This window comes from Zobellia uliginosa (genome assembly GCF_018860745.1).
In the GTDB taxonomy this organism is placed as follows: domain Bacteria; phylum Bacteroidota; class Bacteroidia; order Flavobacteriales; family Flavobacteriaceae; genus Zobellia; species Zobellia uliginosa_B.
Map to the genome: position 1 here is coordinate 230,548 of NZ_JAHKPY010000014.1, position 14,840 is coordinate 245,387.

Annotated in this window: 15 protein-coding genes; all 15 read right to left on the reverse strand. The window is 37.0% G+C overall.

Annotated elements, in window-relative coordinates:
• Positions 1 to 9: 9 nt before the first annotated feature.
• The 15 genes from KO521_RS15965 to KO521_RS16035 all read right to left on the reverse strand — a co-directional run bounded on the left by KO521_RS15965 (position 10) and on the right by KO521_RS16035 (position 14,553).
• Positions 10 to 951 (reverse strand): tetratricopeptide repeat protein, encoded by a 942-nt coding sequence (locus KO521_RS15965; RefSeq protein WP_215940912.1) that lies wholly within the window; start codon positions 949 to 951, stop codon positions 10 to 12.
• 35 nt (positions 952 to 986) lie between these two features.
• On the reverse strand, positions 987 to 1,421 hold the full coding sequence (gene dut, locus KO521_RS15970; RefSeq protein WP_215940913.1) for a dUTP diphosphatase: 435 nt from the start codon (positions 1,419 to 1,421) through the stop codon (positions 987 to 989).
• Positions 1,422 to 1,498: 77 nt separating this feature from the next.
• Positions 1,499 to 2,965 (reverse strand): lipopolysaccharide biosynthesis protein, encoded by a 1,467-nt coding sequence (locus KO521_RS15975; protein ID WP_215941561.1) that lies wholly within the window; start codon positions 2,963 to 2,965, stop codon positions 1,499 to 1,501.
• Between the two features lie 80 nt (positions 2,966 to 3,045).
• Positions 3,046 to 3,492, reverse strand: coding sequence for a hypothetical protein (locus KO521_RS15980; RefSeq protein ID WP_215940914.1), 447 nt, complete (start codon positions 3,490 to 3,492; stop codon positions 3,046 to 3,048).
• Between the two features lie 137 nt (positions 3,493 to 3,629).
• Entirely contained in the window at positions 3,630 to 5,531 is a 1,902-nt protein-coding gene (locus KO521_RS15985; protein ID WP_215940915.1) for a hypothetical protein, read from the reverse strand.
• A gap of 133 nt (positions 5,532 to 5,664) precedes the next feature.
• Entirely contained in the window at positions 5,665 to 6,525 is an 861-nt protein-coding gene (gene atpG, locus KO521_RS15990) for an ATP synthase F1 subunit gamma (RefSeq protein ID WP_215940916.1), read from the reverse strand.
• 93 nt (positions 6,526 to 6,618) lie between these two features.
• A complete protein-coding gene (atpA, locus tag KO521_RS15995) occupies positions 6,619 to 8,199 on the reverse strand; it encodes a F0F1 ATP synthase subunit alpha (protein ID WP_215940917.1) in 1,581 nt (526 codons plus the stop codon).
• A gap of 55 nt (positions 8,200 to 8,254) precedes the next feature.
• A complete protein-coding gene (gene atpH, locus KO521_RS16000; protein WP_215940918.1) occupies positions 8,255 to 8,794 on the reverse strand; it encodes an ATP synthase F1 subunit delta in 540 nt (179 codons plus the stop codon).
• Between the two features lie 66 nt (positions 8,795 to 8,860).
• The gene (locus KO521_RS16005) at positions 8,861 to 9,361 is read right to left on the reverse strand and encodes a F0F1 ATP synthase subunit B (protein WP_215940919.1); all 501 of its coding nucleotides are present in this window, start codon (positions 9,359 to 9,361) and stop codon (positions 8,861 to 8,863) included.
• An 88-nt stretch (positions 9,362 to 9,449) separates the two neighbouring features.
• On the reverse strand, positions 9,450 to 9,641 hold the full coding sequence (atpE, locus tag KO521_RS16010; protein ID WP_076453121.1) for an ATP synthase F0 subunit C: 192 nt from the start codon (positions 9,639 to 9,641) through the stop codon (positions 9,450 to 9,452).
• A gap of 38 nt (positions 9,642 to 9,679) precedes the next feature.
• Positions 9,680 to 10,858 carry a F0F1 ATP synthase subunit A gene (gene atpB, locus KO521_RS16015; RefSeq protein WP_215940920.1) on the reverse strand — a complete coding sequence of 393 codons (1,179 nt, stop codon included), beginning with the start codon at positions 10,856 to 10,858 and terminating at the stop codon, positions 9,680 to 9,682.
• A gap of 95 nt (positions 10,859 to 10,953) precedes the next feature.
• Positions 10,954 to 11,340, reverse strand: coding sequence for a DUF6168 family protein (locus KO521_RS16020; protein WP_215940921.1), 387 nt, complete (start codon positions 11,338 to 11,340; stop codon positions 10,954 to 10,956).
• A 2-nt stretch (positions 11,341 to 11,342) separates the two neighbouring features.
• Complete coding sequence (locus tag KO521_RS16025) at positions 11,343 to 11,567, reverse strand: AtpZ/AtpI family protein (protein ID WP_215940922.1); 225 nt, start codon at positions 11,565 to 11,567, stop codon at positions 11,343 to 11,345.
• Complete coding sequence (locus tag KO521_RS16030; protein WP_215940923.1) at positions 11,545 to 11,994, reverse strand: bactofilin family protein; 450 nt, start codon at positions 11,992 to 11,994, stop codon at positions 11,545 to 11,547. Before KO521_RS16030 ends, KO521_RS16025 begins: the two co-directional genes overlap by 23 nt.
• A gap of 3 nt (positions 11,995 to 11,997) precedes the next feature.
• A complete protein-coding gene (locus KO521_RS16035; protein ID WP_215940924.1) occupies positions 11,998 to 14,553 on the reverse strand; it encodes a tetratricopeptide repeat protein in 2,556 nt (851 codons plus the stop codon).
• Between the last annotated feature and the right edge of the window lie 287 nt (positions 14,554 to 14,840).

A 14,840-nucleotide genomic window follows, 5' to 3' on the forward strand; every position in this document is an offset into this window, starting at 1 on the left:
ATGTAAAATTTAAAACCCAGGTTTTATCTTACGAAGATACATATTTGCCTTGACTGAATTGTTAATGGAATTATAAGCATCTGCTAGCTCTTGATAAAATTTGTTTGCCAATGCAATATCACCAACCAAATAATCCAAACCTGCTTCCAACGATTCAATAGCATCACGAGGTTTGGACTTTTTATTGAATGCATAACCCTGAGCATAATAAAAGTAAGGCTGAGAGGGATAATTTTCCAAAGCTTCCTCTGCAACTTGATCTAAAGCCAAGTAGTTGTTAGTCCTTAGCATACCTTGAATACGTGCCTTATACTGCTTAAAAGAACCCGATTCAGAACTATTATTGTTTGTAACAGAGAACGAACTTCTAGTAATTGTAGCTTCTTGTGCTTCAATTAAATCATCTATTTTAACAGATAGTATTTGTGTAAAATTAGACTTTGGGGTTTCCGTCAAAATAGCCTTTGCAGCTTTGGCTCTTCCTTTTCTATAATAGACCAAGGCCAAATTCTCTTTGAATTTAGCATTATTAAAAGGTAATTTTGCCCTATAGCCTTCAATGGATTTCTGTTGTTTTTGCAAAATATCTACATAGGTATTGGTATACCAGAGATTATGCGGTTCCGCCAACAACGCCGTAAGCGCATGTTCTTCAGCAACCGCATATTGTTTTTCTTTGAGGTACAATTGCGCAAGTTCATGATCTACCACGTAGTTTTCTGCATCTAACTGTTTACAGGCCAACATGAGGTTAATGGCTCGATCATAATTCTCTATACCTTTTTGTTTTATGGCCTCAAAAAATTTCTCTTGAAAATCATCTGAATAGTCCTCTAAAAAAACCTCTGCACTTTGATTTTCTCCTATTTGGGGTGATTCTTGAGCATAAGCGGAGGCAGAGACAAATAAATATCCCCCAAAAAAAGTCAGTAATATTGAACTTATTTTCATACTCACCTATGCTTTTACTTTTTTTTAACCCGAAGTTATTTTACGCCCGTACTCCCAAAACCCCCTTCTCCTCTTGCGGTCTCAGATAACTCCTCCACTTCCATCCATTCTGCACGTTCATGTTTGGCAATTACCAATTGAGCAATACGCTCCCCATTTTCTATAGCGAAACTTTCATTGGATAGGTTAACTAATATCACCCCAATTTCCCCACGATAATCAGCATCTATCGTACCAGGTGCATTTAGAACCGTTATTCCTTTTTTAGCAGCCAGACCACTTCTTGGTCTTACTTGTGCTTCAAACCCCACAGGAAGCTCAATAAACAAGCCTGTTTTGATAATGGCCCGTTCCAGTGGTTGTAACGTTACCGTTTCCGTTATATTGGCCCTAAGATCCATTCCTGCTGAAGCTCCCGTTTCATAATGCGGAAGAATATGTTGCGATTTGTTGATGATTTTTATTTGCATGTTATTTATTTGAAAGTGAATTCTCTAATTAGTTGTTTTTTATATGAGACCATACGGTTGTTTTCCTGAAGACCGACTTAACTTTTACGTTTCAAGAAAATCTCTTTCAGCTTATCATTTTCTAACTTGTAAACTAACCCCAGGAATAACAAAAGTAAGATACTACCTATAATTAAATTCCTATCGAAAACATAAAACGAAAGAGCGGAGAACAGAATTGAAAAACCTAGGTAGAACAAAATTTTTCTAAAATTATACGGAACCGGATAACGAGATTTTCCTAAATAATACGAAAGCACCATCATACTACCATACGCCATTACCGTTGCAATAGCACTTGCCATATATCCTATATGAGGAATAAAGAAATAATTTATACCGATGGTTATAAATGCTCCGAATACCGATATAAAAGCTCCATAGCGCGTTTTATCAGTCACCTTATACCATACCGAAAGGTTATGGTAGATCCCTAAAAAGAAACTTGCCAGTAGAATTATCGGCACTACGGACATGGCTTCCCAATACGCAGGATTTTTAACAAATAAAATTTTTAAAACATCAGCGAAAACAACGACTCCCAATAAAATAACACTCCCTAGAACCACAAAATAATTAGTTATCTGCGCATAGGCCTTTTGCGGATTCTCCGTACCTGCATGGCTAAAAAAGAATGGTTCAATACCCATACGGAACGCCGTGGAAAACAAAGTCATAAAAAGTGCCAGTTTTACGCAGGCGTTGTACATACCCACTTCCTTATTGGCTATATCCTCTGGCAAAAGAGCCTCTAACATAACTCTATCAAAAACCTCATTTATGGTAAATGCCACTCCTGCAACTAATACGGGAATCGCATATTTCATCATTTGCTCCCAAAGCTTCTTATCAAAAGTATAGCGACTGATCAAATAAGGCTTCAACATCAACAAGAGCGTTACGCCGCTCGCCGCAAGGTTGGCTATGATTATGTATGAAATTTGAAAATTAGGCTTGTATAGCGAAGCAAATAGCCCATCAGGGTTGTCCGCTGCCAAACTTGGCAATACCAAAAGGAAAAATATATTCAATCCAAAATTGATTATCACATTCAAAATCTTGACCACCGCATACTTAAGCGGTCTTTCATTGGCACGTAACCATGCAAATGGTATAATGACAAGGGCATCTAACGAAAGAATGAAAATGACGTATTTAATATACTTAGGGTCAATGTTCAGAAGGCTTGCCATTCCATCCTGAAATAATAATGAAAACACCATAAAAACCATGGTAGACCCCAAAATGGACATTAAGGAAGTTGATATTACAGTTTCCTTGTTTTCTGACTTACTATAAAATCTAAAAAATGCAGTTTCCATACCATAGGCTAAGACCACATTGAACATAGCAAAATAGGCAAATATAACTGCCAACTCGCCATAAATTTCTGGAGGCATAGCATCTGTATGCACCCTCACCAAGAAGAAAGAAATCATTCTAGGCAATACAGTGGCAAGACCGTAGATAGCCGTTTGTTTGAACAATTTTTTAAGCGGATTCAATAGCGAAGTATTTAAATCCAAAAGTACCTATTTAAAGGGATGTAGCAAAGGGAAGTTGAACCCCTACGCTTTTCTTTTTTTTAGCGGCTATTTTTTTCGTCCAAATCAGAATACGAAATAGGAAGGTTCTTTTGAATACCATTGATTTGGTAATACCTGACTTTATCCTTTTGCATATAACTTATGACCGCTTGGGTTTCGGTCAGCTCAAAAGGAAACTCTTCTGTAATTTTCACTAAATTACCAAACTCCGCAACCGCTATGATGCCTTTGTCCGTTAGTTCAATAGAAATAGGAGCCATTTTTCCATTGTAATATACATTCTGTAAATCGGCATTAGCATTCTCCAAACTTAGCACGGAAACCACTAACTCGAAGCCTTCAGCCACAGATGGCGCATCTATGGACCATTTTTGCGCATAAGCTTCGCCTAAACTAAAAGGCGCCACAGTTTCCAGTCTCTTTGTAGATCCACAAGCCGTAAAAATGAATAAACTTAATCCTAAACTGGAGATATATTTTTTCATGATAGTTATCTTTTCGTATTCTGCAGTACATACGCAAAAAGTGGAAAATGGGACTACTCTATAAAAAAGAAACCCCACATTTCTGTGGGGTTTCTTTGTATTGTAATTCAGCTTTGCTGAGCTGTTAACTTAGTCAATTAGTTACAAGAGGTTTTATAATATTTAAGAAGCTCTTCAACTTCAGAAATTTTTGAAAACTCTAACTTTTTAATCTCGATAGGCAAATCAGAGCAAGCAGATAGATATTTTAACAATTTTTCTGCTCTTTTTGTTTGTAGTTTTCCTTTGAAAAAATATCCTTTTTCCTCTTTCTTTAATTTAATTCCCAATTCATCATACTTTGGGTTTCTTAAGATTTTGGCTGTTTCATCTTCACTTAAAATCTCATAAAACCCAGAATAATTAAATGATAAATTCCCCGAGGTTCCAATTACATCTAAGGCATCATCAGGCGAAATTTTTATTCCCTCATACTTCGTCTCAGAACCGTCTTCATTGTAGATAACCACTACTTCCTGATTTTTAGAGTTGAATTTCCTTGAACGCGTTTTGCCTTTTTCATTTAAGTAACGTACTACTACTTCTTTACCATACTTCGTTTCACCACCATCAATATTGACTATATTGCCCCCTTGTGAAGCAGCATTCGGATTTTCAAATTTTTCAAACTCTATGGTTAAAGTCCCCTCCCATTTCTTTCCGTCTTTATCAATAACATAACCCTTATTGTTATAAATATTTGAGGAATTAGCTTTGTCTTCTTCGTATTTATCTGCTGCTATCTCTCTCTGATTATTCAAAGAGCCCTGAATACTATATTCTAAGGCATCATCATATCCAGCGATTATAATAAATAGTAGCGCTTCTTCAAAAAATTCCTTTTCATTGCCGTCAGGTCTGAACGTTTTTGAATTGAATTCATATTGCTTTTTATCAAAAGTAGTTACCTTATAGTTACTTGCATCTACCCCTTCGAATTTCGCAATTACTTTATCGTTCACATCGGCCAATGCCATTAAATTGCGTATGCCCCCTGTTGCCTGAATTGGCTTTCCATTCGTGGTGAAATATCCAGCGTTACTGCCATCATTACTCATACTTATTTTTCCTGCTTCATTCACCCTAAATTGTGCTAACCTAGCCTCAACATTTTTGACTCTCTCCATTCTTTCAGCCTGAATAGTGTTATACTCTTCTAGAAAACCATCTGATAGTTTTATTCTGTCAACAGCGTAAAATACATCTAGATTTTCAATGCCAGATTCAGTAATTAAATTGTACTTCTTAGCAAGCAATTCGGTTATTCCTTTCTCTAAGTTTAAACCGCTCCAAGTGGACACATACTCCATCTTAACTTCTGCCATACGATTTTTACTATCCGTAATTTCTAACCACTTTTTATCAAACACTTGATCTATATAAAGTGAGAAATATTTCACATTGAGTTTTTCGCTACCATCAAGTGCTGAAAACACATATAAGCCATCTCCCACATTTTTGAGCTGGGCTACCGCGTTTTTATCAAAGAGTATTTCTCCCTTCTTAACTTTAACTTTTCCATTAAAACCTTCGCCCTGATTAGCCATATCTAAGCCTCCAGCACCTGTGGCATCTTCTTTATATTTACTTGTTCGTTGCTCAGCAAAAAAATCTGCAATCATTTCTTTATTTATGCCTTCAGCACTGAAAATAAAGTAGGTCTTAGTCAGAATTTCAGCGATTATCTTGGCGTGACTCAAGGACATAGAAATCATACTATAATCAACGACATTGACCTGCTCATAATCTTTAGAACTAATGGTCATCCAATTATATTCAAACGGCCTAGTAGAACCTGGCGCTATATCGACATCAACTTCAAAAAGTTCTGCGCCAGCTAGGTCTTTAATGGCATATTTAATTTCTTTTTTATCAATAGCCTCAATAATTCCTACCTCTGTGCCATCTACTAAAATTTTATCCTTTTTCACTTTTACTTTTTGAGCAAGTAAAGTGGAAATACAAAATAGAGTGACTAAAATGGTAAATACATTTTTCATGTGGATTTTGTTTGAGGTTAGTATTATTAATAAACGAAGACTCTTAACAATTCGTATTCTTTTTACAAATAAGAAAAGCCTTGCATAATGCAAGGCTTTTAATACTATTGAAATAATTCTTTAAAACTATTTCTTAATTATTTAGGGCTTCCGCACCACCAACAATTTCTAGGATTTCGTTGGTAATAGCAGCCTGTCTTGCTTGGTTGTAAGACAACTTCAATTGATCTCTCAAATCTGTTGCGTTATCCGTTGCTTTATGCATAGCGGTCATACGTGCACCGTGCTCACTGGCAAAAGAATCACGGATACCTTTGTACAATTGCGTCTTTAATGACTTAGGAATCAACTGCTCAATGATTTCAACCTTAGATGGCTCAAAAACATAATCAGCGCTCAGGTTTTCCGCTCCTTCAATTGGAACAATAGGTAGAAACTGTTCAGTCATTATAATCTGTGTTGCCGCATTTTTGAACTTGTTATAAACAATTTCAATACGATCATAATTACCTGAAGTGAATTGCTCCATTAAATCTTCAGCAATAATAGCAACGTTTTCAAAAGTCAGGTCATCATAAATGCTACTGTGGTTTGCAATAACATTAGACTTTTTAATCAAGAAATCATTGGCTTTCTTACCAACTGCAATAAAATCTACCTGCTTACCAGCGTACTTTTCATTAATTAAAACGGTACACTGCTTTAAGATGTTAGAGTTAAAAGCTCCGGCCAGACCTCTGTTAGAAGTTACAGCAACAACCAAAACTTTGTTCACCTCTCTATTGTTGGCATATACACTACCAGAATCAGAATCCAAGCTTGCACTTAGCCCCTGTAACAACTCAGTAAGCTTATCGGCATAAGGTCGCATTGCAGTAATAGCATCTTGTGCTTTCTTCAACTTTGCAGCAGACACCATTTTCATAGCACTGGTAATCTGCATGGTTGATGATACCGATGCTATTCTGTTTCGTATTTCCTTTAAGTTCGCCATTCTTTAAATAGTATTTAGCATTTAGCAGTCCGCAGTTCGTACCCTCTTGTACTAATTACTTTGCACTTAATACTCGGTACTTAATACTTCTTACTAGTTTCTATATTTACCTGAAAGGTCTTTTGCTACAGCAGTCAAAACATCCGTTACCTCATCGGTAAGTTTACCTGACTTTAATGTATCCAATACACCTCTGTGCTTAGCGTTCAAGAACTCTAAGTAGTCTCTTTCGAATTCTTTTACTTTCTCAACAGGTACATCTTTTAACAAGTTCTTAGAACCAGCATAGATAATGGCTACCTGATCTTCTACCGTGTAAGGATCGTTTTGAGCCTGCTTTAGAATCTCTACGTTACGACGTCCTTTTTCAATAACGTTTAATGTAGCGGCATCTAAATCAGAACCGAACTTAGCAAAAGCTTCCAATTCACGGAACTGTGCTTGATCCAATTTTAAAGTACCTGCTACTTTTTTCATGGATTTAATCTGAGCATTACCACCCACACGAGATACAGAAATACCTACGTTAATAGCTGGTCTTACACCTTGGTTGAATAAATCCTGCTCCAAGAAAATCTGTCCGTCAGTAATAGAAATTACGTTAGTAGGTATATATGCAGAAACATCACCCGCTTGCGTTTCGATTATGGGAAGTGCAGTTAAAGAACCACCACCTTTTACCATTGGTTTCAACACGTCCGGTAAATCGTTCATGTTCTTTGCAATACTATCATCGTTGATAACCTTTGCCGCACGCTCCAACAATCTAGAGTGCAAGAAGAAAACATCCCCAGGGTAAGCCTCACGTCCCGGTGGTCTTCTCAAAAGAAGAGATACCTCACGATACGCAACCGCTTGTTTTGATAAATCATCATAGATAATCAAAGCTGGACGACCTGTATCTCTGAAATACTCGCCAATAGATGCACCGGTAAATGGAGCATACACCTGCATTGCAGCAGGATCGGAAGCATTAGCAGCAACAATAGTCGTATACGCCATAGCACCTTTATCTTCTAAAGTCTGCGCAATTGCAGCAACGGTAGAAGCTTTCTGGCCAATAGCAACATATATACAATATACTGGCTCACCAGCATCGTAAAATTCTTTTTGGTTCAAAATGGTATCGATACAAACGGTAGTCTTACCAGTTTGACGGTCACCAATTACAAGCTCCCTTTGCCCACGGCCCACAGGGATCATTGCATCAATTGCCTTAATACCAGATTGCATTGGCTCGGTAACAGGCTCTCTAAAGATAACACCTGGCGCTTTACGCTCTAATGGCATTTCATATGTATCACCGGAAATAGGTCCTTTACCATCTATTGGATTACCCAAGGTATCTACAACACGACCAACGATGCCTTCACCAACTTTTATGGAAGCAATTCGTTCTGAACGTTTTACTGTAGCACCTTCTACAATAGTTTTGGAATGTCCTAAAAGAACCACACCAACGTTATCATCTTCAAGGTTAAGAACGATACCCTCCAGGCCTCCTTCGAATTCTACCAATTCTCCGTATTGGACATTTGATAAACCGTAGACTCTGGCGATACCATCACCAACCTGCAGTACTGTTCCCACCTCGTCTAATGTAGCGGTGGCTTCAAATCCTGATAATTGCTCCTTTAAAATTGCTGATACCTCAGCGGCTTTTACTCCTGCCATTTTTATAGATATAAGACATAAAACTCAAGAAAAATATCTTAAGCCCTTGTTATTATTATAAACTACTTGTAAACTCTCTTTTAATCGTATTCAATTTGTTTGAAATGCTGGCGTCATATTGTAAATCACCAACTCGTAAAACAAATCCTCCAATAATGCTTTCATCTATATTATTCTTAATAGTGACCGCATTACCTGTTATCTGAGCTACTTGTTTCAGTACTTTTTTCTCAAGGTCCGCACTTAACGGCACAGCAGTAGTAACGTAGGCTACTCCTTCTCCTTTTAAATCTTCATTAAGAATGATATATTTTAAAGCAACTTCATTTAAAATAGATATTCTTTTGTTTGAAACAAGTGTGTTGATCATACCTAAAGTAACCTGATTGCTACCCTTAAATACGGTAGACAAAGCTTTCTTTTTGGTCTCCCCGTTTATTACAGGGCTAGCCAACATGGCCCTCAACTCTTTACTATCGGCAATAGTTGCCACAACAGAACGCATGTCTTTTTCAACTGCACTCGTAGCTTTGTTCTGCACCGCTAGGTCCAAAACCGCTTTTGCGTAACGTATTGCTGCTCTAGAATCGCTCATTTTTTATCTTGTTTTATTGTTTTGCCATCCGAAATTCATCGGTCTAACAAAAAGCAATATAGCTACTTAATTCAATTTAACATCACCCAACATACTTTCGACCAATTTTAACTGTTGGTCTTTGTTGGATAGTTGCTCTTTTAAAACCTTCTCAGCAATCTCCACAGAAAGTTCAGCTACTTGGTTTTTAATATCCGCTACGGCGGCTTTCTTTTCGCTTTCGATAGCAACTTGAGCTTGCTTCAACATTTTATCGCCTTCAATTTTAGCTTGCTCTTTAGAATCCGTGATCATCTTATCTTTAATTTCACGAGCTTCTTTTAACATAGCTTCACGTTCCGCACGAGCTTCTTTCAATAATTTATCGTTATCTGCTTGTAAGTTCTGCATTTCTGCACGTGCTTTTTCAGCTGCTTCCAATGCATCATGAATACCTGACTCACGTTCGTTCAATGAAGTTAAGATCGGTTTCCATGCAAATTTCACCAATAGAAAAATTAAACCTAATAACAATATCGTCTGAACTACGAAAAGGCCTGGTGAAAAATCGTTTAATAAAGTTTCCATATATAATATTACTTTAAAATTCTAAACTTGATTAAAAACATTTCCTGCAACCAACCGTTGCAGGAAAATGCCTTTAGGTTTTAAGTTCTTAAGCTTTCCCTAAGAACAAGGCACCAAATGCCAAACCTTCTAAAAGTGCAGCAATGATAATCATCGCAGTTTGGATTTTTCCTGTTGCTTCTGGCTGACGAGCAATACCTTCCATTGCTTTACCACCAATTTGACCAAGACCGATACCTGCTCCGATTACGATTAAACCAGCTCCAATTAAGTTGTACATAGTAATTGATTTATATAATTAAATTAAAAAACTCTCTTTTAGATAAAATCCCCTCTAACGTCTTCCGCGTCTGGAACTTCATGTCCTTTGGCATCGTGCTCATGATCATGGTCGTGCTCTGCAACGGCCATACCAATAAACAATGCTGATAGCATAGTGAAGATATACGCCTGTAAAAAGGCAACCAATACTTCAATAAGCGTGATAAAAAATGATAATACCAATGATAGGCCTGTTGCACCAACTACACCCAAGCTTTTCTTAAGTGTGAACATAATGGCAATTAAACTCATTACCACAATGTGGCCTGCAGATATGTTAGCGAACAAACGCACCAATAACGAAAATGGCTTGATTACAAATGCACCCGCCAATTCGATAATAGCCAAAATAGGTCTAATCAAAAAAGGCACACCCGGCATCCACAACATGTGCATCCAGTAATCTTTGTTTCCACTAAACGTATAAATTACCAATGTGAAAATTGCCAAAGCAGCGGTAACGGCCAACTGACCTGTTACGTTGAAACCAAATGGCGTTAAACCCAAAAGGTTCAAAATCCAAATAAAGAAAAACACAGTCAATAAATAGCCTGTAAATTTGCGGTATTTTTTCTCACCGATATTCGGTTTAGCAATTTCATCCCTAACGTAGATTACCAAAGGCTCCAATACTCTACCAAAACCGGTAGGTACTTTTTTCTTGGCGTATTGTTTAGCCAATGAAGAGAAAGCCCAAAGCATAAAAAGACCGATCAACAATATTCCAAAAACACTTTTGGTGATTGAAAAGTCTAAAACCTTAGCCGCATTTTCTGCATGGTGATGCTCATCAAACTGAACTTCGGTAGCACCCGCATTCAACTCGTATATTTTACTATGTAGCTTTACGAACTTAGACCCACCTTTTTCAACAACAACCTTTCCGGCATCATCATGATGAAATTCAGAAGACATAAAAGTTACCAACCCATTACTAGACCAAAGAATAACCGGTAATGGAAAACCTACGTGCTTACGCTCTCCATTATCACCCGTGTATGAAAACAAATGAAAATCATGAGCATCTTTAATGTGATGCTGAATGTATGCGTCCACCTCTTCTTTTGTGTCTACAGCTCCTTCATCGCCACCCTCAGAAAGGGCAAAACCTTGAAAAGAAATACAGAATATACAAAGCAATACTAGTGTTCTGATCATTTTTGAAACTTCCTTCATTATTTTTTATCAAAAAATTATGCTCCTGAAATTTTGCGCAAAAGTAGGTAATCTTAGTGTAATACAAAGTATTTTTATTCCATAATTTTTTGAAACTATCTGCGTTGCATAATTTTTGAAACAAAAAATACTTCAAGGACTAAAAAAACAAACACAGGAATTAAAAGAGAAGCCCTATAAAATCTCGGTAAATACTGATCTCCCATAAGTTGGGGGTAGCACATAGCAGTATAAGCGGCAATTTTGAACACCAAAAGCCCCATATAAATAAAACCAAGCTGATCAAAAAAACTTTCCTTCTTAGAAAGCAGTTGAAAAGCAGTAATTACCGATAAAGAGAAAACGAAGTGAAAAATATAAGCTTTTTGGAGTAGAGAATTGAAGCTCGGTTCAGTATCTCCCAATAAAAATTGATGTAGAATAAAAGAGGTCGTGCCCACCAAAATGAACACGACCATAAAATGTACTATTTGTTTGATCAATGCTATTTATTTAATGTCATCACTTTTTTGATGACGATATACATTGACAAAAATACGGCAAGTAAGGTAAATGTATCCTCAAGAAACGTTTTTTCAAACTTTACATCTAGCCAGGCCCCCAAAAGATTGCCCAAATAGATGGTAACACCCATTTGTATGGCAATGCCCGAAAAACTGGCCGCAGTACGTATTAAATTTGAATTATCACGAGGCTTTTGCTGTTTCATTGCTCGTACTAGAACTGTTACTTAGGGATGATTTAAAACTACTAGACCCGCTATTTAAAGATCCACCTTTACCTTTCATGGTACATGACGCATTAAACGTAGCACCTGGCTCTACAGCCAATTTGGTTACGGAAACCGTACCTTCAATTACTGCCGATGATTTAAGGGAAAGTAAATCCGATACTAAAAGCTCGCCATTAAAGCTGCCTTCTATATCCGCATTTACACATTCTACTTTACCATGAATATAGCCGTCTTTACCAATCACTACCTTACCTGTAGTTTTTACGTTACCGTCTAATTTTCCGTCGATTCTAAAGTCAGCTTCAGATTCTATGTCACCTTTAATTTTTGTGTGCTTGGAAATTCTGTTAGGTTGTGCGCCAATTTCGTTCATAGTTCTAGGTTTTTTGTTGTCAGAAAACATTTGTTAAGGTTTTGGGGTTAAAATTTGATTTTTATAAGATTGTAGGTTTTTATGTACCTGGATTATTTTATAGTTGGTAGATAAAATTACAAAATTCTCATTCTCAATGCGGTAATCCTTATTAAACTTTATAAGCTCGGCAAAGCCCAACGCATAATCCTTAGACTTAAATCCGTGCACTACCACAAATTGGTCTTCTAAGGTATAGATATCTTTTGAAACCACATTCTTGTATCTTAAATCTATAATTGCATCTTCTAATGCTTTCTTTACACGTTTGGCAATTTCATCGTTACTTCTTCTAAACGGAAAAACCACTTTCCAATTTCCAGTACCGGATGAACCAAGTTCCGTAGAAAAATCTTTTACCGCCAGTTTGGGAAGCTGCTCGGCAACCATTTGCTCCGCCTTTTTCCCTTCCGGATTGTTAGGATAGGTCAGTGCCACGTAGTTCAAAGCTTCTTCAAATGGTACAAACCCATTTAATCTTCCAATAGCATTGGCCTTTAGCATTTCAAACTTGGGAACAATCGGATCGCCCGTGTACTTTTCTATATTCTCCTCAGACCCTGTAATCGTCGCCAAGTATTCTTGCTGCTTATACTTCCGGTACAAGGCCGCATAACGCGCATCCGGACTGTCTGCATCATCTTCCAAGACCGCTCTAGGGTTCAAAATAATTTCCGCATAGCGAGAATCACCATGATTACTTAAAATATTATCCTTCATAGCGGCTAAAAGCGGACTGTTCTCTTCTTCATAAATCTTATAAAGGTTGTATTTGGAAGGAAGAATCAATCGCTCTTCGGGCTCTGAATCTAAAACGTTTTCCAACTTGGCCGCTGCTAAAAGGTTCTCCTTAAACTTCTCTTTGTAAATCAATCCCAATTGATAATTCGCGAAATTTCTTTCGTTTTTCAAACTGTCAATAACCGCTACATCCGTTGGTACTCTATCTAGATAATAGTCTATTGAGAATTTTTCTTCTTCACCTACTTCTCCAGAAATACTATCATTTGCAGCAAGGGCATCATCCGAATTTTCCTTTGGTAAAGCTCTTTTTTTATTGCTCCATCTCCAATCATCCTCTAGCACTCTTTTTCCCCACCTCTGTACAAAATCATTCTTACCATATCCTAAGCTCGTTAGGTTATAAAAATAGAATTTGCCTTTGTTCTCCTTGCCTCCTTTGCTCTTGGCAAATTCTGCAAAACCACTGGTAATTCTTCTTTCTTCTTTTTTAGCAGCAGCTTCTTTTGCCGCTTGTAATTCTGCTATATAATCTTCAAAGAAAGCGGTACGCTCAGCTAACGGAAGGTTATAAATTGTAATAACACTATCTGTCTGATGGGCAATATCCTCGTATTTGATAACATCTTCAAGATTGTCTAATTTCTTCTTTGTAGACCTAAATTTCTTGGTATTTTCTTCTAGATTGGTTATTACACTGTCATAATACGCTCCAGAAAGTTTATACTCGTTGTGGTCAAAATTATAGACGGCCAAATTCTCATAATTAAGGGCATTTAATTTAGGCTCGTTTTGAGTGGCTCTGAGCGATTTGTTGAAATACACAATAGCCATGCTATCGTTTTTCTGCTCTAAATGAAACTCTGCAACTTGCCGATAAATTTTATCCAGAAAAGGACGGTTCTCTCTATTCTCTTCCAAATCGGTTAAGAACTCCAACATTTCCTCACTGTTTTCAGAAGTAATCTTTGTATTGCGAATTTTCTGGATCTCAGCATTTATCATGTATACCCGAGGTGATTTTCGGTTTAGCTCAATTACTTTGGTAAAGGCGTAATTTGCACTGTCCTTATGCCCCATTTGATTATATAATTGGCCAATAATGTATAAATAGCGCCCCTTTTCTTTATTTTTCTTTGTGTAATGAGATGCTACTTTTAGATGTTGTACGGCAGTATCAATAACTTTTTCATTGATATAGGCCTGGGCAATCATGGCCCGAGCATCTGCATATTCTTGATCGCTCAAACGCTCAAACTTCAAAAGTTTTTTAAGGTTCTTTATGGCCAATTCATCATTTTCTAATCTAATATTTACTTTTTCCCTCCAAATATGCGCTTCGTTCAACTTATCACTGTAATCATATTTTTTGATTACATAGTTAAAAGCTTCCAGTGCGGGTATGTAACGCTGATCAAAATAACGTGCTTTTCCCAAAAGAAGAAAAGCCTCATCCGTTTGGGGATTACGTTCTTCATCTTTGATGTCCATACTATGCTTTTGAATAGCTTTAGTTGCTTTTTCCTCGGCAATGATAAAATTGGGGTTGTTGTCTTCAGAATCTAATTTGATGTCTTCTGTAACTTCTAACCGTTCTATGGGCAGAACTTCCCAATAATCATCTTTGTAATTTAAATTGAGTTCTTCACGACCTTCTTCAAAAGCAATATTTCCGTTGTACAGGGTGTTGTACTTCGTATTCAGCGCATGCCAGTTACGGTTTATAAATGCGTCTTTTTTGGTTGAACATGCATTTAAAACGATGCCCCCAAGAATTGAAAATATGATAAGTTTATAGTGCGACTTCAAAATTGTATATCTACGTACTTTACTTTAACTAAAAAAGAACGGGATTATTATGCAGTTGGTCGATAAAAAGTTTAAGGTTCGGGGTTTACAAAAGAAACAAAAACGTAGGTTTGATCTGATTACCAATCCTATTTTCTTGTTAAAACGTTTTAACAAACTAAACAAATGTTAGTCTTGGTTTAAAACACCATCTAAAATACATGGCAAAGTAAGTGAAGTTTGTTGGAAGGTGAAACTGGCACTTCTATTTTTTACCGACTAAGCAGTCTGTAATTTCCTAAACCACA